23 protein-coding genes are annotated in these 21767 nt (G+C 67.7%); 7 read left to right on the forward strand and 16 right to left on the reverse strand.

The features are described from left to right. Positions 1-94: 94 nt before the first annotated feature. The 3 genes from EKL94_RS06585 to EKL94_RS06595 form a co-directional block, all read right to left on the reverse strand. Complete coding sequence (locus EKL94_RS06585) at positions 95-499, reverse strand: hypothetical protein (protein ID WP_126928472.1); 405 nt, start codon at positions 497-499, stop codon at positions 95-97. A gap of 206 nt (positions 500-705) precedes the next feature. Next, positions 706-1038 carry a non-heme iron oxygenase ferredoxin subunit gene (locus tag EKL94_RS06590; protein WP_100437470.1) on the reverse strand — a complete coding sequence of 111 codons (333 nt, stop codon included), beginning with the start codon at positions 1036-1038 and terminating at the stop codon, positions 706-708. Then, positions 1035-1574, reverse strand: coding sequence for a GNAT family N-acetyltransferase (locus tag EKL94_RS06595; protein WP_126928473.1), 540 nt, complete (start codon positions 1572-1574; stop codon positions 1035-1037). The genes EKL94_RS06590 and EKL94_RS06595 overlap by 4 nt, the downstream gene beginning before the upstream one ends. 106 nt (positions 1575-1680) lie before the next feature. On the opposite strand from EKL94_RS06595, the gene EKL94_RS06600 reads away from it, so the two are divergent. Further along, a complete protein-coding gene (locus EKL94_RS06600; protein ID WP_126928474.1) occupies positions 1681-2133 on the forward strand; it encodes a hypothetical protein in 453 nt (150 codons plus the stop codon). Positions 2134-2187: 54 nt separating this feature from the next. Here EKL94_RS06600 and EKL94_RS06605 read toward each other — a convergent pair whose 3' ends face one another. The 5 genes from EKL94_RS06605 to EKL94_RS06625 form a co-directional block, all read right to left on the reverse strand. Beyond that, positions 2188-3444, reverse strand: a complete 1257-nt coding sequence (locus EKL94_RS06605; protein WP_126928475.1) for a cysteine desulfurase — start codon at positions 3442-3444, stop codon at positions 2188-2190. Continuing rightward, on the reverse strand, positions 3441-4703 hold the full coding sequence (gene sufD, locus EKL94_RS06610) for a Fe-S cluster assembly protein SufD (protein ID WP_126928476.1): 1263 nt from the start codon (positions 4701-4703) through the stop codon (positions 3441-3443). The genes EKL94_RS06605 and sufD overlap by 4 nt, the downstream gene beginning before the upstream one ends. Further along, entirely contained in the window at positions 4703-5467 is a 765-nt protein-coding gene (sufC, locus tag EKL94_RS06615; RefSeq protein WP_019337095.1) for a Fe-S cluster assembly ATPase SufC, read from the reverse strand. Before sufC ends, sufD begins: the two co-directional genes overlap by 1 nt. A 74-nt stretch (positions 5468-5541) precedes the next feature. Further along, positions 5542-7017, reverse strand: a complete 1476-nt coding sequence (gene sufB, locus EKL94_RS06620) for a Fe-S cluster assembly protein SufB (RefSeq protein ID WP_043396952.1) — start codon at positions 7015-7017, stop codon at positions 5542-5544. A 17-nt stretch (positions 7018-7034) separates the two neighbouring features. Next, positions 7035-7490, reverse strand: coding sequence for an SUF system Fe-S cluster assembly regulator (locus tag EKL94_RS06625; RefSeq protein ID WP_012510324.1), 456 nt, complete (start codon positions 7488-7490; stop codon positions 7035-7037). Between the two features lie 209 nt (positions 7491-7699). On the opposite strand from EKL94_RS06625, the gene EKL94_RS06630 reads away from it, so the two are divergent. After that, on the forward strand, positions 7700-8167 hold the full coding sequence (locus tag EKL94_RS06630; protein WP_117309729.1) for an SET domain-containing protein: 468 nt from the start codon (positions 7700-7702) through the stop codon (positions 8165-8167). 72 nt (positions 8168-8239) lie between these two features. Here EKL94_RS06630 and EKL94_RS06635 read toward each other — a convergent pair whose 3' ends face one another. From EKL94_RS06635 to EKL94_RS06650, 4 genes are all read right to left on the reverse strand, one after another. Further along, a complete protein-coding gene (locus EKL94_RS06635) occupies positions 8240-8836 on the reverse strand; it encodes a YceB family lipoprotein (protein WP_049413438.1) in 597 nt (198 codons plus the stop codon). 82 nt (positions 8837-8918) lie between these two features. Beyond that, the gene (locus tag EKL94_RS06640; RefSeq protein ID WP_126928477.1) at positions 8919-9455 is read right to left on the reverse strand and encodes a hypothetical protein; all 537 of its coding nucleotides are present in this window, start codon (positions 9453-9455) and stop codon (positions 8919-8921) included. 55 nt (positions 9456-9510) lie between these two features. Continuing rightward, a complete protein-coding gene (locus tag EKL94_RS06645) occupies positions 9511-9819 on the reverse strand; it encodes a DUF3861 family protein (RefSeq protein ID WP_126928478.1) in 309 nt (102 codons plus the stop codon). Between the two features lie 254 nt (positions 9820-10073). Then, complete coding sequence (locus EKL94_RS06650; protein WP_010483539.1) at positions 10074-10472, reverse strand: HU family DNA-binding protein; 399 nt, start codon at positions 10470-10472, stop codon at positions 10074-10076. Positions 10473-10844: 372 nt separating this feature from the next. Between EKL94_RS06650 and EKL94_RS06655 the strand changes: the two genes are divergently transcribed. Further along, positions 10845-11276 (forward strand): OsmC family protein, encoded by a 432-nt coding sequence (locus EKL94_RS06655; RefSeq protein ID WP_005408443.1) that lies wholly within the window; start codon positions 10845-10847, stop codon positions 11274-11276. A 296-nt stretch (positions 11277-11572) separates the two neighbouring features. Here EKL94_RS06655 and EKL94_RS06660 read toward each other — a convergent pair whose 3' ends face one another. Both EKL94_RS06660 and EKL94_RS06665 read right to left on the reverse strand, forming a co-directional pair. Beyond that, entirely contained in the window at positions 11573-12451 is an 879-nt protein-coding gene (locus EKL94_RS06660) for a PhzF family phenazine biosynthesis protein (RefSeq protein ID WP_126928479.1), read from the reverse strand. A gap of 96 nt (positions 12452-12547) precedes the next feature. After that, positions 12548-13420, reverse strand: coding sequence for a PhzF family phenazine biosynthesis protein (locus tag EKL94_RS06665; RefSeq protein WP_126928480.1), 873 nt, complete (start codon positions 13418-13420; stop codon positions 12548-12550). Positions 13421-13495: 75 nt separating this feature from the next. Between EKL94_RS06665 and EKL94_RS06670 the strand changes: the two genes are divergently transcribed. The 3 genes from EKL94_RS06670 (at position 13496) to murD (ending at position 18909) form a co-directional block, all read left to right on the forward strand. Beyond that, entirely contained in the window at positions 13496-16090 is a 2595-nt protein-coding gene (locus EKL94_RS06670; RefSeq protein ID WP_126928481.1) for a bifunctional aspartate kinase/diaminopimelate decarboxylase, read from the forward strand. Between the two features lie 76 nt (positions 16091-16166). Beyond that, complete coding sequence (gene murL / locus EKL94_RS06675) at positions 16167-17519, forward strand: UDP-N-acetyl-alpha-D-muramoyl-L-alanyl-L-glutamate epimerase (protein WP_126928482.1); 1353 nt, start codon at positions 16167-16169, stop codon at positions 17517-17519. Next, positions 17500-18909 carry a UDP-N-acetylmuramoyl-L-alanine--D-glutamate ligase gene (gene murD, locus EKL94_RS06680; protein WP_126928483.1) on the forward strand — a complete coding sequence of 470 codons (1410 nt, stop codon included), beginning with the start codon at positions 17500-17502 and terminating at the stop codon, positions 18907-18909. The genes murL and murD overlap by 20 nt, the downstream gene beginning before the upstream one ends. A gap of 60 nt (positions 18910-18969) precedes the next feature. On the opposite strand, the gene EKL94_RS06685 is transcribed toward murD, so the two are convergent. Beyond that, positions 18970-19563: an SMI1/KNR4 family protein gene (locus EKL94_RS06685; protein WP_126928484.1), complete on the reverse strand. Its 594-nt coding sequence runs from the start codon at positions 19561-19563 to the stop codon at positions 18970-18972. A gap of 132 nt (positions 19564-19695) precedes the next feature. Between EKL94_RS06685 and EKL94_RS06690 the strand changes: the two genes are divergently transcribed. Beyond that, positions 19696-20487, forward strand: coding sequence for a dienelactone hydrolase family protein (locus EKL94_RS06690; protein WP_126928485.1), 792 nt, complete (start codon positions 19696-19698; stop codon positions 20485-20487). Positions 20488-20660: 173 nt separating this feature from the next. On the opposite strand, the gene EKL94_RS06695 is transcribed toward EKL94_RS06690, so the two are convergent. Next, on the reverse strand, positions 20661-21659 hold the full coding sequence (locus EKL94_RS06695; RefSeq protein ID WP_004147673.1) for a polyprenyl synthetase family protein: 999 nt from the start codon (positions 21657-21659) through the stop codon (positions 20661-20663). Between the last annotated feature and the right edge of the window lie 108 nt (positions 21660-21767).

The following is a 21767-nucleotide window of genomic DNA, read 5'->3' on the forward strand; positions in this document are numbered from 1 at the left end:
GCGACGACACGTAGAGAGCTTCTTCTGTAGAGCCGAGCCGATGCTCGGCTGGCAGGAAACGCAATCAGGCGCACGGCAACGGCCGCAGGGCGCCTCAGCTGGCGTGCGGTGCGGGCGGAGCGTGGCCGGGGTTCAACCGCAGTGCGGGATCGTGCAGGTGCCAACGCAGGGCGTCGGAGCGCCACAGCGGAACATGCGCGACCAGGGCGGCGCGCGGGGGAGCCAGTCCAGTACAGGGCGTGGTGCCCTCGCCATCCAGCGGCGGCTCCGGCGCTGGTGCGACATGGTGCGGGCACTCGTCCGCCGGCGGGGCCGGCATCGGCATGACCTGCTGCAGATCTTCAGCGTGTGCCTGCCAGCCGTGGGTAGCAGAGCCGTTGCCGCGTCCTTCGTGCAGTGCCGACCAGCCCAACAGCAGCGTCAGCAGCACGGCCATGAGCAGCGGCCACCCTTGACGGGCAAGCTGGCACAGCGTGGCGGTGGGCGCGGGCGAAGCCATGGCGCGGGGGCGGAGTCGTTACGAAGATGTTACGTAGAATAACATCAACGATAATGATTCGCATGTGCGGGGCGTGACGGGCCGCTGGGGCCGCCCCGGAGCGGCCTGGGGGCGCCCTCATGGCCTTCCGGTAGATCCACCCCATGGATGGATGCTCTCCCGCGGGGCGCCCTCTGGGGGGGGGGCTCTCCGGGCCGAGCGCCGCCTCAATCCCGGTCGTCGCGGGTCCAGACAGCGTCGTGCTCGCGCTTCACCGGAAACTTGGGCACAGGGCTGTAGGCCGGGGCACACAGGGCGCGGCCGTCACGCACGTCGAAGCGCGCGCCGTGCAGCACGCACTCCACGCTGCCTTCGGTGGTGTTGAACTCGCCCGAGGACAGCTCGAACTCTTCATGCGTGCACTGGTCTTCCAGGGCGTACAGCTCGCCGTCGAGGTTGAACACCACGATCGGCGTGCCGGTCACTTCGTCGAACACGCTCTTCATTTCACCCGGCAGCAGCTCGGTGCCGGCACAGACGAAGGTCCAGGTATCGCTCACGCGGCGGCTCCGGCCAGCGGCTTTTCCAGGATCTCGAAGCGCAGGTCGTCGCGCTTGGGAATACCGAAACGCTCGTCGCCGTACGGGAACGGCTTCTTGATGCCGGTGCGCAGGTAGCCGCGGCGCTCGTAGAAGGCGATCAGCTCGTCGCGCACGTCGATCACCGTCATCTGCATCACCGGCACCTTCCATTCGCGTGCAGCGTGCGCTTCGGCGGCGTCCATCAGCTGCTTGCCGACGCCGCCGCCCTGCTGGGCCGGATCGACCGAGAACATGCCGAAGTAGCCCTTGCCGTCGACATCGGCGACGTGGGCGCAGGCCACCAGCTGGTCCCCGCGCTCGGCCAGCAGGATGGTGGAGCGCGGGCGGTCCAGGTCGGCCTGGATGCCCTCGGCGTCGATGCGGGCGCCGTCCAGTAGGTCGGCTTCGGTGGTCCAGCCGACACGGCTGGCGTCACCCCGGTAGGCCGAGGTGACGAGGGCAATGAGGGCGGGGATGTCGGCCGACGTGGCGGCGCGGAAGGTCAGGGTGCTCATGGGGACATTCTAGGTGGGGCGTGGGCGGGCGCAAATGGGGGAGGAGCTCCGGCAGTTCTGGCAACCGCCATGCTCGCGCTTCATCAAATGCCAGGCGGAGTGCTGGGTGGGCATATCGAAGGGAATCGCGCTGGCAGCCGCCGCCATGCATGTGGGGCTTCTGGCCGGCCCGCCGACGCGCGAGGATGGGGGCGGCATTGCGCCCAACGGCCTGAGGTGCCCGGGTTTCAGTCCGTCCCGTGCGTTACCTGTCACGCTGGAGGCGCTGCGGGCCGATCCCATGCGCTATCACGGGAGATTGCTACGCGTGCGGGGTGCCTACGTTGATGGTTTTGAAATGTCTGCGCTGCATTTCGGGCCGCCGGTACAGGACCCATGGGTGGCCGAGGGCGTGTGGGTGAATGGAATTCCCATCTTGGCGCTGCCGTCGGAGCAGGCGGTTGAACTCACCGGAATCGTAGCGGCGGGCCGACCCGTTCTCCCTTTCGGCAAGGGGCATCTTGGGCAATGGCCTGCGGAGCTCTGCGCGCCTTCGATCCTTCCATTGGCGGCGCAATAAAAAACGCCGCAGTTTCCCGCGGCGTTCTCGATGCTTCCGGCTGGCCTGGGAATCTCACCCCAGCAGCTTGCGCACCTTGGTCAGCGCGGTCATGAAGCGCTCGATCTCGGCGTGCGTGTTGTAGAACGCCAGCGAGGCACGGCAGGTAGCCGCGACGCCGAAGTACTGCAGCAGCGGGTGTGCGCAGTGCTGGCCCGAGCGCAGGGCCACGCCTTCCAGGTCGAGCAGGGTCGCCAGGTCGTGCGCATGTGCACCGTCGATCAGGAACGAGACCACGGCGGCCTTCTCCGGCGCTTCGCCGATGATGCGCAGGCCGTCAACGCGGCGCAGCTCTTCGGTGAAGTGCGCCAGCAGTTCGGCTTCGCGTGCTTCCACGTTCTCCTGGCCGAGCTGCTGCAGGTAGTCGGCGGCCACGCCCAGGCCGATGAAGCCGGCGATGTTCGGGGTGCCGGCTTCGAACTTGTGCGGGGCATCGTTGAACACGGTGCCGTCGAAGCTGACTTCCTTGATCATTTCGCCGCCGCCGAGGAACGGCGGCATCGCATCCAGATGCTCGCGGCGCGCCCACAATGCGCCGGTGCCGGTCGGGCCGCACATCTTGTGGCCGGTAATGGCGTAGAAGTCGCAGCCGATCGCAGCCACGTCGACCTTGCGGTGCGGCACGGCCTGCGAGCCATCGACCACGGTGATGATGCCGCGCTTGCGCGCTTCGCGGCAGATCTCGCGCACCGGATTGACCGTGCCCAGCACGTTGGAGACATGAGTAACCGCCAGCAGCTTGACCTCCGGGGTCATCGCCGCGCGCAGCGCATCCAGGTCCAGCGCGCCATCGGGGGTGATCTCGGCCACGCGGATGGTGGCGCCGGTACGCTGCGCGACCAGCTGCCACGGCACGATGTTGGCGTGATGTTCCATGCGCGTGATCAGGATCACGTCACCGGCCTTCAGCCGCGGCAGCGCCCACGAGTAGGCCACCAGGTTGATGGCGAAGGTGGTGCCACTGCACAGCACCAGGTCGCTGGGCCGCACGTTGAGGAAGCGTGCCAGCTTGCTGCGTGCGCCTTCGTAGGCATCGGTGGCTTCGCTGCCCAGTGCATGCACCGCGCGGCTGACGTTGGCGTTGTAGCGGCGGTAGAACTCGTCCACCGCGCCGATCACCTGCACCGGCTTCTGGCCGGTGTTGGCATTGTCGAAATAGACCAGCGGCTTGCCATGCACTTCACGCATCAGCAGCGGGAAGTCGAGGCGGACGCGGTCCCAGTCGGGGGCGCCGGTGCGTTCTTCGATCGGGCGCGGCGTGGACAGGTTCATGCCACACCCGCCTCGGCGAGGGCCTTGTCCAGGCGACGTGCCAGCTGCGCACGCAGCGCGTCCGGCAGGATCTTCAGCGGCTCGTGGCAGAACGCGGCGCTCAGCAGTGCCTGTGCCTGTGCCTGCGGCAGGCCGCGCGAGCGCAGGTAGAACAGCGCATTGGCGTCGAGCTGGCCGACGGTCGCACCGTGTGCGGCCTTCACTTCATCGGCGTCGATCACCAGCGTCGGCTGGGTGTCGATCTCGGCATCGGCCGACAGCAGCAGGTTCTTGTTGGACAGGTTCGCGTCGGTGCCATCGGCGCCTTCGCGGATCTGGATGCCACCATGGAACACCACGCGGCTGCGGTTGGCGGCGACACCGCGCCACAGCAGTTCGCAGGCGGTATCGCGTGCGATGTGGTCGATGCCCAGGCGGGTTTCGACGTGGCGGCGGCCATTGCCAAACAGCACACCGTTGGCGGTCAGCTGGGCATTGTCGCCTTCAAGGCGCACGTTCAGTTCATGGCGGCTGAGCGCGGCGCCCAGTTCCAGGTCGACGCGGTAGTACTGCGCGTCGCGGGCCAGCACGGCGTCGGTGCGCAGGAAGCTGGTCTGGCGCGCGCTGCCGGCCTGCACGCGGGCGTGCTTGAGCACGGCATCACGGGCGACGTGGGCATGCAGCACGGTGTTGTCCAGGTGGGCGGAGTCACCCACGCTGAAGCGATGCTCGACCACGCCCAGGCTGGCGCCCGCACGCAGTTCGATCAGGTGACGGTGGTGCCAGGCCAGATCGGTGTCGCCAGCGACGCTGGCGAATACCAGCTGCAGCGGCGTTTCGACCTGCACGCCTTCATCCACGCGCAGCACCACGCCTTCATCGGCCAGCGCGGCATTCAGGCGGGCGAAGATCTCCTCGCTGCGCTCGTAGCGGCGGCCAAGGAAACGCACGGCGTCTTCGCCGGCAGCCAGCGCGGCCGACAGCGGCTGCAGCTGCACGCCGGCCGGCAACGCCTGCACGTCGCTCAGCGCGGCATCCAGGCGACCGTTGACGAACACCAGGCGCGGTGCCGGGATGTCGTCCAGCAGCGCGGCGTCCAGCGCCGGAGCCTGCAGCGGTGCCGCAGCGAACGCACGGCGTTCCAGCTGGCGCAGCGAGGTGTACTTCCAGGCTTCGTTGCGGGCGGCCGGCAGGCCGTCGCGCAGGGCCGCATCCAGCACTTCGCGGCGCGCATCGCTGCCGCAGAAGGCCTGGGCCATCGAATCAAGCAGGGCGCTCATCAGACCGCCGCCTCGGGCACGACCCGGTCCTTCAGGAAATCATAGCCGTGCGCTTCCAGTTCCAGTGCCAGCTCCGGGCCGCCACTCTTGACGATGCGGCCATCGGCCAGCACGTGCACCACGTCCGGCTTGATGTAGTCCAGCAGGCGCTGGTAGTGGGTGATGACCAGGAACGAGCGGTCGGCGGCGCGCAGTGCGTTGACGCCGTCGGCCACGCTCTTCAGCGCGTCGATGTCCAGGCCCGAGTCGGTCTCGTCCAGGATCGCCAGCTTCGGTTCCAGCACGGCCAGCTGGAAGATCTCGTTGCGCTTCTTCTCGCCGCCGGAGAAGCCTTCGTTGACGCCACGGTGCAGCAGTTCGTCCTTCAGGTGCAGCACGGCCAGCTTCTGGCGCACCAGCTTGAGGAACTGCATGGAATCGAGTTCTTCCTCGCCGCGTGCCTTGCGCTGGGCGTTCAGTGCCGCGCGCAGGAAGTAGGTGTTGTTCACGCCCGGGATTTCCACCGGGTACTGGAACGCCAGGAACAGGCCGGCAGCGGCGCGCGCTTCCGGGTCCTGCTCCAGCAGGTCGACGCCGTCGAACTGCACGCTGCCTTCGGTCACTTCGTAGCCGTCGCGGCCGGCCAGGACATTGCCCAGGGTGGACTTGCCGGCGCCGTTCGGGCCCATGATGGCGTGCACCTGGCCGGGCTGGACGTCCAGCGACAGGCCCTTGAGGATTTCCTTGTCGCCGATGCGGGCGTGGAGGTTTTCGATCTTCAGCATGGTGGGGGTTTCCGTGGGGCGGGCCGCGGCCCGCCGGTAAAGAGAATGCGTTTGCGAGGGGCAGGGGCGGGCGGTCAGCCCACCGAACCTTCCAGCGAGACTTCCAGCAGCTTCTTGGCTTCCACCGCGAACTCCATCGGCAGTTCGCGGAACACCTGCTTGCAGAAGCCGTCGACGATCATCGACACCGCGTCTTCCTGGCTGATGCCACGGGCGCGGCAGTAGAACAGCTGGTCGTCGGAAATCTTCGAGGTGGTGGCCTCGTGCTCGACGGTGGCGCCCGGGTTCTTCACCTCGATGTAGGGGAAGGTGTGCGCGCCGCACTGCTTGCCGATCAGCAGCGAATCGCACTGGGTGTAGTTGCGCGCGCCATCGGCATTGCGGTCCACACGCACCAGGCCGCGGTAGGTGTTCTGGCCGCGGCCGGCGCTGATGCCCTTGCTGACGATCTTGCTCTTGGTGCGCTTGCCGACGTGGATCATCTTGGTGCCGGTGTCGGCCTGCTGACGGTGATGGGTCAGCGCCACGGAGTGGAACTCACCGACCGAGTCGTCGCCCAGCAGCACGCACGACGGGTACTTCCAGGTGATCGCCGAGCCGGTCTCGACCTGGGTCCAGGTGACCTTGCTGCGTGCGCCACGGCATTCGGCACGCTTGGTGACGAAGTTGTAGATGCCGCCGACGCCGTTCTCGTCGCCCGGGTACCAGTTCTGCACGGTGGAGTACTTGATCTCCGCGTCTTCCAGCGCGACCAGCTCGACCACCGCAGCGTGCAGCTGGTTCTCGTCGCGCATCGGCGCGGTGCAGCCTTCCAGGTAGGACACGTAGGCCTTGTCCTCACACACGATCAGGGTGCGCTCGAACTGGCCGGTGTGGCCGGCGTTGATGCGGAAGTAGGTGCTCAGCTCCATCGGGCAGCGCACGCCCTTGGGAATGAACACGAAGCTGCCATCGGAGAACACCGCCGAATTGAGCGCGGCGAAGTAGTTGTCACCCACCGGCACCACGGTGCCCAGGTACTGGCGCACCAGTTCCGGGTGTTCCTTGATGGCCTCGGACATCGAGCAGAAGATGATGCCCTTCTCGGCCAGTTCCTTGCGGAACGTGGTGCCGACGGACACCGAGTCGAACACCGCGTCCACCGCCACGCCGGCCAGCTTGGCGCGCTCGTGCAGCGGCACGCCCAGCTTGTCGTAGGTGTCCAGCAGCTCCTTCGGCACGTCATCCAGCGAGGCGTACTTCGGGCCCTTCGGCGCGGAGTAGTAGCTGAGCGCCTGCAGGTCGATCGGGGCGATCTCCAGCTTGGCCCAGTCCGGCATCGGCATGGTCAGGAAGTGGCGGTAGGCGTCCAGGCGCCACTGCGTCATCCACTCCGGCTCTTCCTTCTTGGCCGACAGGGCACGGATGGTGTCCTCGTCCAGGCCCGGCGGCAGGGAGTCCGATTCGATCTCGGTGATGAAGCCGGCCGAATACTTGCGGCCGAGCTGCTCGTGGATCTCGCGGTTGGGGGTGTCGTCGTGGGCGACGTTTTCGATGGTTTCGGTGGCCATGGGGGGCTGCCTACGGATCAGGAGACGACGTCGACAGCGATGGTGCGGCGCTGTTCGTCATCGGCAAGGGGGAGAGGGGGCAGGATCTGGGCGAGGGTGACATCGCGCAGGGCCTCGGAGACCACGTCGTTGATCAGCCGCCAGCTGCTGCGCGCGCCGCACTTGGGGGCCATGCCGCACTGGTGGTGGTCGTGGCTGCATTCGGTCAGGGCCAGCGGCCCTTCCATTGCTTCGACCACTTCGAACAGCGAGATCTCGATGGCCGCGCGGGTCAGCCGGTAGCCGCCACGGACGCCGCGCAGGCCTTCAACCAGGCCGGCCTGGGCCAGCGGCTTGAGCACCTTGCTGACGGTGGGCGGCTCCAGACCGGTGAATTCGGCCAGCTCGGTGGCACTGAGCACCTCGCCCGGGCGGGCGGCGAGTACGGTCAGTACGACGGTGGCGTAATCGGTGAGTTTGGTGACGCGCAACATGGGGATGCGAGTGGTTCTTAAAGCGGACTGAAATTGTACGCTTTTATTCGCCGCCATCCAACCCGGGCATTCAGCCGGCGCTGGGGCCGGGCCGGGAGGACACACCGGGGCCGTTGCCAGGACGCAATGCTGCGCCAACGGGGTGATTTTCGCAATCACCCGGAATGGGCGAGAATCAACGTTCCTTTCGCTGCAGACCTCCCTTGCCGATGCCCAAGAAGATCCAAGCCCGCAAGTCCGCCATCCACGGCAACGGTGTGTTTTCCGTGGCCCCGATCAAGCAGGGCGAGCGCGTGATCCAGTACAAGGGCCTGCTGCGCAGCCACGGCGACGTTGATGCCGATGACAGCGGCGACGTTGAAAGTGGCCATACCTTCCTGTTCACCCTCAATGACGACTGGGTGATCGATGCCAACTACAAGGGCAATGACGCGCGCTGGATCAACCACAGCTGCGACCCGAACTGCGAGGCAGTGATCGAGGAAGACGAGGACGGCGACAGCCGCGGCGACAAGGTGTTCATCGAGGCGCTGCGTGACATCAAGGTCGGCGAAGAGCTGACCTACAACTACGGCATCACCCTGGCCGAGCGCCACACCGCCAAGCTGAAGAAGATCTGGGAGTGCCGCTGCGGCTCGCCCAAGTGCACCGGCACCATGCTGCAGCCGAAGCGCTGACCCGCAATGGGTAGTGCCGGCCGCTGGCCGGCACATACGTGAAAAGCGTGCCGGCCAGCGGCCGGCACTACCTTATTTACCCAGCACGCCTGCCGGCACCAGGTTGCCCAGGTTCTGGTTGAAGGTGACCACCAGCTTGCCGTTCTTCACCTGCGCCGACTGCACCTGCAGGGCGCCGAGCAGGCCGGCCACGGCCGGGTCCAGCTTGTAGATCGGTTCGCGCTGGGCGTAGTCGCTCAGCCAGGCATTGAGCAGGCCGCGGGTGCGCGAATCGAGACGACCGCCCTGGTTGGCCGGGGTGAAGTCATCCACGCTCGGCTGCTGCAGGTGGAAGCCCTGGGTCTGCGCGTCGTAGCGCAGGCCACTGCTGAGCTTCACCGTGCCCAGCTTGGACGGGTTGCCACCGGCGGTGGCCAGTGCCACATCCATGCCCAGGTTCAACCGTTCGCCGGCCGGAAGGCTCAGTTGCGGGTGACTCATGGTCAGGGCGATCAGGCCGCCCAGGGCGTCCTGGGTGCGCGGGAAGCTGCCATCGAGGTACTGCTGCACGTCGCTGGCACCGACCGACAGTTCGCGGCCGGAAATGGAAGGGGCAGCCTGGGCGCCGATCGCAGCAGCGATCAGCACGGTGGAGGCCGCGAGGCGGGTCATCAGGGAACGCAGGCGCATGGCGGTGACCGGTGAATGCGGAATGGATGAATCAAAGAGTAGCCGTGCCGGCTGAATCGCGCGTGCATGCCGCTGCAACGGTTCAGTCCAGCGATGGCCGCAGTTGCGCCGACTGGATCTGCCAGGCGCGGCCATCGGCACGGGGTTGCACCCGGTACCAGCCACCGAAGCGGAAGGTGCCCTCAGGGGTCACTGCGCGGATCTGCACCGGAACCTCCAGCAGCTGCGGCGGCTGGTGACCGTCGCGCGCGATCGGCAGTTCGCTGGTCAGGCGCAGGCTGCGCACGTCCGTGAGCTGGCGCAATGCGGCATCGTCGGCGCGTCGTGCATCGCTGGGCGGGAAGGTCCATGCGGCGTCGATGGCCTTGCGATCACGATTGAGCAGGGCCATGACATAGGCATTGAGCATTCCCGCCGGCAGCTCGGCCTCGGCCGCGACGGCGGCAAACAGGGGATCGACGTCGATGGCCTGCACCGCCGCTGCATCGCCTTCTGCGGCGGTCTGTGGAGCCGCCTCGGCCGTGGCCGACGGTGCGGCATCCGCTGGATGAGGTTGCGATGGCGGCCGGGAACAGGCCAGCAGCACCAGCGGTGCGATCAGTATCAGGCGCCTGCGCATGTCTGCCTCCTCCCCGAGGCGAACGGAAGGAGGCAGTGTATCGGCTGTGCCGCGGTCAGCGGGAGGAGGGCAGCTGTTCCAGTGCATCCAGCGCCGGCAGCACCTGCGCGGCGATGCCGGCCAGCGCATGGCCTTCGGTGTCGGCGTGGCGCTGCACGATGTCGCGCAGCAGCTGGGTGGCGATCACCAGGGTCGCGCGCTCGTCGCCGCTGATGCCAGCGGTGCGCGGCGCCGCTTCCAGCAAGCGCATCAGGTCGCGGCTGGCGCGATGTTCCAGTTCGATGGTGCAGCGCCCGGTGCACTGCAACCCGTCCTTTTCGATGGGGGTCACCGAGATCCGGTAGCGGGTGGAGGGGCTGGCCATGAGGGTGTGCTCGCCGTAGCTGTGGAGGATGTGCCCACCTTAGGCAAGGCGGTGCCCGGCGGCGATGGCCGGGGCTGCACGCAGTGTTCCACCCGGTACGTTCCGGGACCGGAACGGAGCACGCCCAGCCAATGGCGACGGGCCTGTACGCGCATTCCCGGGGATGCGGCAACGCTGTGTTGCGGGCTGTGGTTGGGACAAAAAAAACGGGACGGCCAGAGCCGTCCCGTCGGAATCCGCGTTGGGGCGCGCGCTTACAGCGCGGCGTCCTTCAGCTTCTTCAGCGGACGCACCTTCAGCTTGGTGGTGGCCGGCTTGGCAGCGAACCACTGCTCTTCCTTGGTGAACGGGTTGATGCCCTTGCGCTTCGGCTTGGCCGGCACATTGACGGTGGTGATCTTCAGCAGGCCCGGCAGGGTGAAGGAGCCAGCGCCCTTCTTGTGCACCGAGGAGGCGACGGCGCTTTCCAGCGAGGCCAGCACAGCGCGGACGTCCTTGGCGATGACGCCGGAGGCTTCAGCGATGTGTGCAACCAGGCCGGACTTGGTCAGCACTTCCTTGATCGGCTTCGGAGCGGCCGGCTTGGCGGCTGCCTTCGTCGCGACTTTCTTCACTGCCTTCTTCGGGGCAGCCTTCTTAGCGGTCTTTGCCATGGTTTCCTGTTCCGTGAACGGTTGGTTGTTTGGTCGGCGCCGAACCCCGTCGGCAAGCGCAATGTAGGGCAACTCTCGGGCGCCGCCAATAGCCCGAAGCGCGGAAAGTGCATGTTTTTTCATATCCAGGCCGATTCAGTACATGGCCGGCAGTGCGGGAAGGGGGTGTGGCAGCGCGCGCGATGGCCCACGCCCGCCCATCGGCGGAATGCGCGAAACTACTGAAAACAAGAGGAAAATGCGTTTCCGGTTGGCGAGGAAGTGTCCACGCGACGGGTTCGGAAGGTGCCTGCGGCGTGCGGCGGAGCGACGCAGGGCTAACGCGTGGCGTGCGAGGGTGACCGTTCATCACCGCCACGCAGGAGCAGCACAATGGGAATCTCGCGACACGCCACCGCGCACTGGGAAGGCGATCTGAAGTCGGGCAAGGGGCAGTTGAGCACGCCGCAGAGTGGCCTGCTGGACAAGACCCGGTACGGCTTCAACAGCCGTTTCGGCGACGAAAAGGGCACCAATCCGGAAGAGCTGATCGCTGCCGCGCACGCCGGCTGTTTCACCATGGCGCTGTCGGCCAAGCTCGGCGAAGCCGGCTTTACCCCGACCTCGCTGGATACCGAAGCCAAGGTTGATCTGTCGCTGGAAGGTGGCCCGCAGCTGTCGCAGATCCGGCTGAAGGTGAAGGCGGTGGTGCCGGGCATCGACGCGACGCAGTTCCGTGCGATTGCCGATGACGCCAAGCAGAACTGCCCGGTGTCAAAGGCACTGAGCGCCGTGCCGATCAGCCTGGAAGCCGAGCTGGGCTGACCCACGGTATTGCCGGCCGCTGGCCGGCAACCGCATGAATCGATGATTGCAGAGGCAGCCGGCCAGCGGCCGGCTCTACCCCGCGGTGTTTACCAGTCAAGGGTGCCGATCAGCCTGGAAGCCGAACTGGGCTGACCCAAGGTAGTGCCGGCCGCTGGCCGGCAACTGCATGAATCGATGATTGCAGAGGCAGCCGGCCAGCGTTATGGCGGCCTTCCTGGCCGCCACCCTCCGGGCCGTCGCGTCCGACGTTGGCAGCGGCTCCTGCCGCTGCCTTCGGCTCTACCCCGTGGTGTTTACCAGTCAAGGGTGCCGGTAATCACCGTCTGCACCTGGCCACCCGACCAGACCTCGCCGTCCTCGTCGACCAGCAGGGTCAGGCGCGCATCGTGGCCGACTTCGCGGCCCTGGCTGACCTCGAACGGGGCACGGCCACGCGGCAGCGCATCGCGCAGGTCCAGCCACGCGGCCAGCACGGCGTTGGCGGCACCGGAGGCGGCGTCCTCGAAGCGGCGTCCATTGCCGACGAAGGCACGTACCGCCAGGTCGAATCCCTCGCTGCCATCGCTGAAGGCATAGGCGAACACGCCCATGCTGTCGGTGGTCTCGGCCAGTGCGGCCACCGCGTCCCAGTCCGGCTGCAGCCCGCGCAATGCGGCCTCGTCGGCCACCTGCACCACCCACCAGCTGCGCCCGCCCTGCATGCGTGCCGGTGGCAGCGTGCCCAGCGGCCAGCCCTTCAGTGCGTCCTGCAGGCGAGGATCGGTCGCCTCCGCAGTCTCGGCCAGCTGCGCGCGCGGGGTGCGGATGGCGATGCGCTGCTGCGCACCCTCACCGCTGACGCGCAGCGGCAGGGCACCGGCAATGCCGTCCTGCACCAGCACACCGTCGACCGCTGCGGCCAGGCCCGCCTGCAGCACCGCATGCGCGGTGCCGACGCTGGGGTGGCCGGCGAACGGAACTTCCTTCTGCGGGCTGAACATGCGTAGCCGGTAACTGGCACCGGCGACCTCCGGCGGGAACACGAAGGTGGTCTCGGGCAGGCGCGTCCAGCGCGCGATGGCCTGCATGCTGGCATCGTCCAGGCCCTCGGCATCGAGCACGACGGCCAGCGGATTGCCGGCGCCGGCGCGCGGGGAGAACACATCCAGCTGCAGGAAACGGCGGGTGGTCATCGGGGCGAAACTCCTGGAGTGAAGGGAGATACGGTAGCGCGGGACCATGCCCCGCGAGCGCGCAACGAGGCAAAGGCCGCCGGGCATGGCCCGGCGCTACCAGCGAATGTGTCCATCGATGACCGGCTGCACCTGGCCGCCGATCCACACTGTGCCCTGCGCATCAACCTCGACCTGTACGCGGCCATCGCGGCTAACTTCGCGGCCCTGGCTGGCCACGTAGCGGCCTTCGCGGCCGGGCAGGGCATCGCGCTGGCGCAGCCAGGCGCCGATCAAGGCATTGGCGCTGCCGGTCACCGGATCTTCGGGCACGGCGGCTGCATCAGCGGGGCAGAAGGCGCGCACCACACGGGCGTGGTCGCCGCCGGCCTCGCCGGCGAACACGGCCAGACCGGTAGCATCGGTGGCCAGGCTCCAGTCGCGCAGGGCCGCCATGTCCGGCGCCAGCCCGCGCACGGCAGCGGCGTCGCGCAGCGGCAGCAGCCACCAGCGTGCGCCGTTGTCCCACAATTCGGGCACGTGCCCGCTGGCCGCCAGTGCCAGCAGCTCCTCCGGTGCGGCGTCCGCCATCGTGTCCAGTTGTCGTGCCGGTGGGCTGGCCAGCTGGATCTGCAGTGCCTCGGCCGGGCCGTTCACCCGTACCGGCAGCAACCCCGCCGCGCATTGCTGCAGCAGGGCGCCGTCGCGCGGTTGCGCCAGGCCGCAGGTCACCGCCGCCCAGGCGGCACCGACGCTGGGGTGGCCGGCAAACGCCAGCTCGCGGGTCGGGGTGAAAATGCGGATGTGGTAGTCGGCGCCCGGCGCGCTGGGGCGCAGGAAGAACACCGTCTCGGACAGGTTCAGCCAGGCAGCCAGGGCCTGCATCTGGCCGCTGGAGAGCCCGTCGGCGTCCAGGATGACGCCCAGTGGGTTGCCGGTGCCGGGGCGGGAGGCGAAGACATCGAGCTGCAGGTAACGGAGGACGGCCATCTACGGGGATATTGCGCTTAGAATCAAAGGTTCCGCCCCCGAGGGCGGCTTCCCCACATTCTACATAGCCAATCCATGTCAGCTTCCCCCCTTGTCGATCGTTGGATCGTACTGAAGTTCGGCGGCACCTCGGTGTCGCGTCGTCATCGCTGGGACACGATCGGGAAGCTGGCGAAAAAACGTGCGGAAGAGACCGGCTCGCGCGTGCTGGTGGTGGTGTCGGCGCTGTCCGGGGTCACCAACGAACTGACTGCGATTGCCGATGGCGCGGCGGACAGCCGTGATCGCGTGGCGGCGCTGGTCGAGCGCCACGAGGGCTTCCTGGTTGAACTCGGCCTGGGCCGTGAGGTGCTGGCCGAACGCCTGGCGGCGCTGCAGGGCCTGCTCGACGACGCGCGTGCAGCCACCCGTCCGCTGGACTGGCAGGCCGAAGTGCTGGGCCAGGGCGAGCTGTTGTCCTCCACCCTGGGCGCGGCCTATCTGCACGCCTCGGGCCTGGACATGGGCTGGATGGATGCCCGCCAGTGGCTGGATGCGATGCCGCCGCAGCCGAACCAGAGCGACTGGTCGCAGCGCCTGTCGGTGAACTGCCAGTGGCGTGCCGATGCGGAGTGGATGCAGCGCTTCCGCGCGCAGCCGACCCGCCTGCTGATCACCCAGGGCTTCATCTCGCGGCATGCCGATGGCGGCACCGCCATCCTCGGCCGCGGTGGCTCGGATACCTCGGCGGCGTACTTCGGTGCGCTGCTGGGGGCCAGCCGTGTGGAGATCTGGACCGACGTGCCGGGCATGTTCAGCGCCAACCCTAAGGACGTGCCGGACGCGCGCCTGCTGACCCGCCTGGACTATTACGAAGCGCAGGAAATCGCCACCACCGGCGCCAAGGTGCTGCACCCGCGCTCGATCAAGCCGTGCCGCGATGCCGGCGTGCCGATGGCCATCCTCGATACCGAGCGCCCGGAACTGCCGGGCACCAGCATCGATGGCAGCGCCGCACCGGTGCCGGGCGTAAAGGCGATCAGCCGCCGCAACGGCATCGTGCTGGTGTCGATGGAAGGCATCGGCATGTGGCAGCAGGTCGGCTTCCTGGCCGATGTGTTCAACCTGTTCAAGAAGCATGGCCTGTCGGTGGACCTGATCGGTTCGGCCGAAACCAACGTCACCGTGTCGCTGGATCCGTCCGAGAATCTGGTCAACACCGATGTGCTGGCCGCGCTGTCGGCCGACCTGTCGCAGATCTGCAAGGTGAAGGTGATCGTGCCGTGTGCGGCGATCACCCTGGTTGGCCGTGGCATGCGTTCGCTGCTGCACAAGCTGTCGGACGTGTGGGCCACCTTCGGCCGCGAGCGCGTGCACATGATCTCGCAGTCGTCCAACGACCTGAACCTGACCTTCGTCATCGACGAGGCCGATGCCGATGGCCTGCTGCCGGTGCTGCACGCCGAGCTGATCGACAGCGGCGCGATGCCGGTGGAAGAGACCGAAGTGTTCGGCCCGCGCTGGCGCGAGATCGCCGGCACCGTGCGCCCGCGTGGCACGCCGTGGTGGCGGGGCCAGCGTGCGCACCTGCTGCAGCTGGCCGATGCCGGCACGCCGCGCTACGTCTACCACCTGCCGACGGTGCGCGCCCGCGCCCGTGCGCTGGCCGCGATCAAGCCGATCGACCAGCGCTACTACGCGATCAAGGCCAACAGCCACCCGGCCATCCTGCAGCTGCTGGAAGCCGAAGGCTTCGGTCTGGAGTGCGTGTCGCACGGTGAGCTGAAGCACGTGTTCCAGCACCTGCCGGAACTGTCGCCCAAGCGCGTGCTGTTCACCCCCAGCTTCTGCCCGCGCAGCGAGTACGAGGCGGCGTTCGCGCTCGGCGTGACCGTGACGGTCGACAACGTCGAAGTACTGCAGCGCTGGCCGGACCTGTTCCGCAACCGTGAGCTGTGGCTGCGCGTCGACCTGGGCCGTGGCGAAGGCCACCACGCCAAGGTGCGCACTGGCGGCAAGGAGTCCAAGTTCGGCCTGCCGATCGCCCGCGTCGACGAGTTCGTGCGCGCGGCCACCGATCTGGGCAGCCGCGTGATCGGCCTGCATGCGCACCTGGGCAGCGGCGTGGAGACCGCGCAGCACTGGCGCCTGATGTGCGATGAACTGGCCGGTTTTGCCCGCCGCATCGGCAGCGTGCAGACCATCGACATCGGTGGCGGCCTGCCGATTCCGTATTCCGCCGAGGACGAGCCGTTCGACCTGGACGCCTGGGCCGAGGGCCTGGCCGAGGTCAAGGCACTGCATCCGGCATTCCGCCTGGCGATCGAGCCGGGCCGCTACCTGGTGGCCGAGTCCGGCGTGCTGCTGACCCATGTCACCCAGGTGGTGGAGAAGGACGGCGTGCGCCGCGTCGGCCTGGATGCTGGCATGAACGCGCTGATGCGCCCGGCCCTGTACGACGCCTGGCACGACATCGAGAACCTCAGCCGCCAGGGTGGGTATGCCGAGGCGGCGTTCGATGTGGTCGGCCCGATCTGCGAATCCAGCGATGTGTTCGGCAAGCGTCGCAAGCTGCCGGTGTCGACCGCGCCGGACGACGTGATGCTGATCGCCGATGCCGGTGCCTACGGCTATTCGATGGCCAACACCTACAACCAGCGGATGCTGCCGCGCGAAGACGTGATCGAATGATCGCCGCGCGCGCCCTGCACCCGCCCACCGACACGCCCCGCGCCATCGCGCGGGCCCGTGCCTGACCGGATACACCATGACTGCTTTCGACAAACACCAGGTTTCCCGCTTCCGCTTCGTCCGCTGCGAATTCGCCGCGGAGACCGGCGTGGCCAAGCTGGTCTATGCCTTTGATGACGGCCCGGAGATGGTGGAAACCATCACTGTGCCGGGCGCCCCGTTCGTGCTGGACGAGGCGCGTACCGCCGCCGTGCAGCGCGCGCTGCAGCTGCTGCACCTGATTGCCGGTGTCAGCTACTACAAGGCGGGCGTGCCGGAGACGGTCAGCATCGACAGCTATGCCATCGATGCCGATACCGCTGCGCTGGTGGAGACGGTCTACCTCAACGGCCTGGGTGAATTCGCGTACCGCAACGGCCTGAACCTGCGCGGGCGCTTCCGCCTGCCGGTGCAGGGCGAAGCGGTGCAGGCGCCGGTGCTGGGCCTGCAGCCGCACGCGCTGGTGGCGATCGGCGGCGGCAAGGATTCGCTGGTCAGCATCGAAGCGTTGCGCCGTGCCGGCGTGGACGAGACGGTGACCTGGATTGGTGGTTCGCAGCTGATCCGCGCCTGTGCCGAGCGTACCGGCCTGCCGACGCTGAACCTGGGCCGCGCGCTGGCGCCGGAACTGTTCGAGCTCAACCGCCAGGGCGCGTGGAACGGGCATATCCCGGTCACCGCGGTGAACTCGGCCATCATGGTGCTGGCCGCGCTGCTGCAGGGCGTGGACCAGGTGGTGTTCTCCAACGAGCGTTCGGCCAGCTACGGCAGCCAGATTCCGGGCACCGGCGAAGTGAACCACCAGTGGTCCAAGGGCTGGGCGTTCGAGCAGGCCTTCGGCAGCCACGTGCAGACGCACGTGGCGGCGGACCTGCAGTACTACTCGCTGCTGCGCCCGATGTCCGAGCTGGCGGTGGCCCGCCAGTTCGCCAAGACCGATTTCTACGACGCGCACTTCTCCAGCTGCAACCGCAACTTCCACATCCTTGGCGAGCGCCCGGTGAATCGCTGGTGCGGCGTCTGCCCGAAGTGCCACTTCGTGTTCCTGGCGCTGGCCCCGTTCATGCCCAAGACGCGCCTGGTGCGCATCTTCGGCCGCAACCTGCTGGACGATATCGAACAGGCCGGTGGTTTCGACGCGCTGCTGGAATTCCAGGACCACAAGCCGTTCGAGTGCGTGGGCGAAGGCCGCGAATCGCGTGCGGCGATGGCGACCCTGGCGCAGCGCCCGGAGTGGAAGGAAGACGTGCTGGTGAAGCGCTTCTGCAATGAGATCCAGCCGCAGCTGGATGCCGCCGAACTGGAACTGGCACCGCTGCTGCAGCTGCAGGGCGAGCACCGCGTTCCGGCTGCGCTGTGGGAACGGGTGCGTGAAGATTTCGAAGTTTGAAGGAAAGCGCGTTGCGCTGTGGGGCTGGGGCCGTGAGGGCCGCGCCGCGTTCGCGGCGCTGCGTGAGCGCCTGCCCACGCTGCCACTGAGCCTGTTCTGCCCGGCGGCCGAAGTCGAGGCCGCGCGTGCGGAAACGCAGGGCGTGCTGGACGTGCGTGGTGAGCCCTCCGCTGAAGCGCTGGCCACGTTCGACGTGGTGATCAAATCGCCCGGCATCAGTCCCTATCAGCCGATCGCGCTGGCGGCTGCAGGGCAGGGCACCACCTTCATCGGTGGCACCGCGCTGTGGTTCGCCGAGCATGCGGCTGCCGATGGCATCGTGCACGACACCGTGTGCGTGACCGGTACCAAGGGCAAAAGCACCACCACTGCGCTTGTCGCGCACCTGCTGCGTGCCGCCGGCCACCGTACCGGCCTGGTCGGCAACATCGGCCTGCCGTTGCTGGAAGTGCTGGACCCGCAGCCCGCGCCCGAGTACTGGGCGGTGGAACTGTCCAGCTACCAGACCGGTGAGGTGGCACGCAGTGGCGCCCGCCCGCAGGTGGCGGTGGTGCTGAACCTGTTCCCGGAACACCTGGACTGGCACGGCAGCGAACAGCGTTACATCGAAGACAAGCTGCGACTGGTGACTGAAGCCGCGCCGCGCATCGCCGTGCTCAACGCCGCCGATCCGCATCTGGCCGCGCTGTCGCTGCCCGACAGCGAGGTGGTCTGGTTCAACCAGCCGCAGGGCTGGCACATGCGCGGTGACATCGTGCATCGCGGCGAGCAGGCCGTGTTTGACACGCGCAACACGCCGCTGCCGGGCCGCCACAACCGCGGCAACCTGTGTGCGGTGCTGGCCGCGCTGGAAGCGCTGGGCCTGGACGCCGTGGCGCTGGCGCCGGCGGTGCAGGATTTCCGCCCGCTGCCCAACCGCCTGCAGCGCATCGGCGTGGCGGATGGCCTGACCTACGTCAACGATTCGATCAGCACCACACCGCATGCCAGCCTGGCCGCGCTGGAGTGCTTCGCCGGGCAGCGCATCGCGTTGCTGGTGGGCGGGCACGACCGTGGCCTGGACTGGACCGATTTCATGCAGCACATGGCCCACGACGTGCCGCCGGTGGAGATCGTGACGATGGGCAGCAACGGCCCGCGCATCCACGCGATGCTGCAGCCGCTGGCCGATGCCGGTCGCTTCGGCCTGCACGCGGCGGGCGATCTGCCCGAGGCGATGGCCTTGGCGCGCGCCGCGCTGGGTGCGCAGGGTGGGGTGGTACTGCTGTCGCCGGGCGCGCCGAGTTTTGGTGCTTACCGAGACTACGTGGCGCGTGGTCGTCATTTTGCTGAGCTGGCTGGGTTTGACCCGGAGAGCATCAGCGCGATTCCGGGGCTGGGCATCGCTTGAAGGTAACGCCGGCCGCTGGCCGGCAACCTTCGGAGAAATTCATCCACGCATGGCGTGGATCTACTGCTCCTCGTCGATGAACGCGTAGCCGCCGTCGATCAATTGCTGCAGATACGCATCGAAGCTGGGCGCGATCACCGCGTAGCTGTCCGGGTCGTGCAGGTAGCGCACCACCTGGCCGACCGTGCCACCCGGCGCCGGGTCGAAATCCAGGTAGAGCATCGAGGTGCCGCCGTTGTTCATGCAGTGCGAGAAACACAGGCGACGGTTCATCGGCAGGTCGCCATCGATGCCGTCGCCCAGGATCTCCGGCTCGTCATCCAGCCATTCCTCGTAGATGGAACGGATGCTGTCGTCCCATTGCTGCTGGTCCTCGAAGATCTGCGCGACCGAGCGCAGGTAGTACGGATAGCCGCCGTCTTCCACGTCCGAGCCGAGCATCAGCACGCAGACCTCGCCGCCGGGGTACTCGCGGAAGTGGGTGCCATCCACGCGGGACAACAGTTCCGCCAGGCTGTCCGGCACCTGCGGCCATTGCACGCGCAGTCGCTGCAGGTCGTCGGCGCTGGCACCCTGCACGTGGGCCCACTGCGCGGCATCGTCGGCAGGCAGGCGTGGGATCAGGCCAGACAGAAAGCGATCAACAAGGTTCATGCGGAAAAGGGGACGGAGGGGATTAAGTCGTATCCAACCACACCTGCGTCACGTCGCCAATGCAGAATGCGACGCGGGAGGGGCGAATACGGCTTAATCCCCTCCGTCCCCTTTTTCTTGCGGAGCAGGCGTATGAATCGTTGGCGATGCGGTGTAGCGGTGATGCTGGGGCTGGCGGCGATGCCGGCGTGGGCGGCGATGAAGACGCAGCCGGTGGAGTGGAAGCACCAGGGCACGACCTTCAGTGGCGTGCTGGTCTATGACGACGGCGACAACGACAAGCGCCCGGGCCTGGTGATGGTGCCGAACTGGAAGGGTGTGAACGAATCGGCCATCGAGAAGGCCAAGCAGCTGGCCGGCGATGACTACGTGGTGCTGGTGGCCGATGTCTACGGCAAGGGTGTGCGGCCGAAGACCGATACCGAGGCCGGGCCGGTGGCGACCAGGCTGCGCAATGACCGGCCGCTGCTGCGCGCACGTGCGCTGGAAGCGGTGAATGTGCTCAAGGCGCAGGCCGGGAAGGTGCCGCTGGATGCTGGCCGGATCGGTGCGGTGGGCTTCTGTTTCGGCGGCACCACGGTGCTGGAGCTGGCCCGTGCCGGTGCGCCGCTGGCCGGGGTGGTCAGCCTGCATGGCGGGCTGGGCTCGCCGCTGCCGGCACAGGCCGGTGGCAGCCATCCGTCGGTGCTGGTGCTCAATGGCGCCGACGACAAGAGCGTGACCGCCGAGGACATCGCCGGTTTCCATAAGGAAATGGATGCGGCCAAGGTCGACTGGGAGTTCACCAACTACAGCGGGGCGGTGCACTGCTTCGCCGAGCGCGATGCCAACAGCCCGCCGGGCTGCCGGTACAACGAACGGGCGGCCAAGCGCGCGTGGAAGGCACTGGATGAGTTCTTCGAGGAACGCTTCGAGAAACGTTGATCCGTGCAGCGGTAGTGCCGGCCGCTGGCCGGCAACCTCATGATGCTGGCGATGTCATCGGGAATGCCGGCCAGCGGCCGGCACTACCGATGCTTCAGTGCCGACCAACGGTCGGCACCCACCGGAATGCCGGTTTGGTAGGTGCCGACCGTTGGTCGGCACATCTCAACCCATCAATGCGAGCGCTGCACCGCGTAGCGCGCCAGACCACGCAGGGCGGCAACAGCATCGTTGTCGCCCAGGCCATCGAGCGCGCGCTCGGCGGCCTCAGCGTATTCCTCTGCACGCGCGCGGCTGTACTCCAGGCCGCCGGTGGCGCGGATCGCCGCCAGTACTTCCGGCATCGCCGAGGCGTCGCCGTCCTGCACGATGGTGCGCAGGCGCTCGCGGGTGGCGTCGTCGGAGTGGGCCATCGCGTGGATCAGCGGCAGCGTCGCCTTGCCCTCGGCGAGATCGTCGCCCAGGTTCTTGCCCAGCTCCTCGGCGTTGGCCGAGTAGTCCAGCACGTCGTCGGCGATCTGGAACGCGTAGCCCAGGTGCATGCCGTAGTCGAACAGGGCCTGCTGGGTCGCTTCATCCACGCCGCTGGCCAGTGCGCCCAGGCGGGTGCCGGCGGCGAACAGCACCGCGGTCTTGCGCTCGATCACGCGCAGGTAGGCGGCTTCGTCGGTGTCCGGGTTGTGCACGTGCAGAAGCTGCAGCACTTCACCCTCGGCGATGCGGTTGGTGGCATCGGCCAGGATCTGCATCACCGACATGCGCTCCAGCTCGACCATCAGCTGGAAGCTGCGCGAGTACAGGAAGTCTCCGACCAGCACGCTGGGCGCGTTGCCCCACAGCGCGTTGGCGGTGCTGCGGCCACGGCGCAGGCTGGATTCGTCCACCACGTCGTCGTGCAGCAGGGTGGAGGTGTGGATGAACTCGATGATCGCCGCCAGCTGGTGGTGATCCGGGCCGGCCTGGCCGACCGCATGGCCGGCCAGCATCACCAGCATCGGGCGCAGGCGCTTGCCGCCGGCGGAAATGATGTGGTCGGCGATCTGGTTGATCAGCACGACGTCCGAGGACAGCCGGCGCCGGATCAGGGCGTCGACGGCGGCCATGTCGGCCGCGGCAAGCGACTGGATCTGGGGCAGGCCCAGGGCGGGACGGGTGTCTTCGGTGATGGTCATGCGATCAGGCTTTCAGGCTCACCACTGATTATAGGCGCTGGCCGTGAATTCGGGCGCAAACCGGGCGGGCCGACGTCCGCGGCCCGGCCAACGCTGCCGCCTGCGTGA

Origin of the sequence: Stenotrophomonas maltophilia (assembly GCF_003970865.1) — a bacterium.
Classification (GTDB): Bacteria; Pseudomonadota; Gammaproteobacteria; order Xanthomonadales; family Xanthomonadaceae; genus Stenotrophomonas; species Stenotrophomonas maltophilia_AR.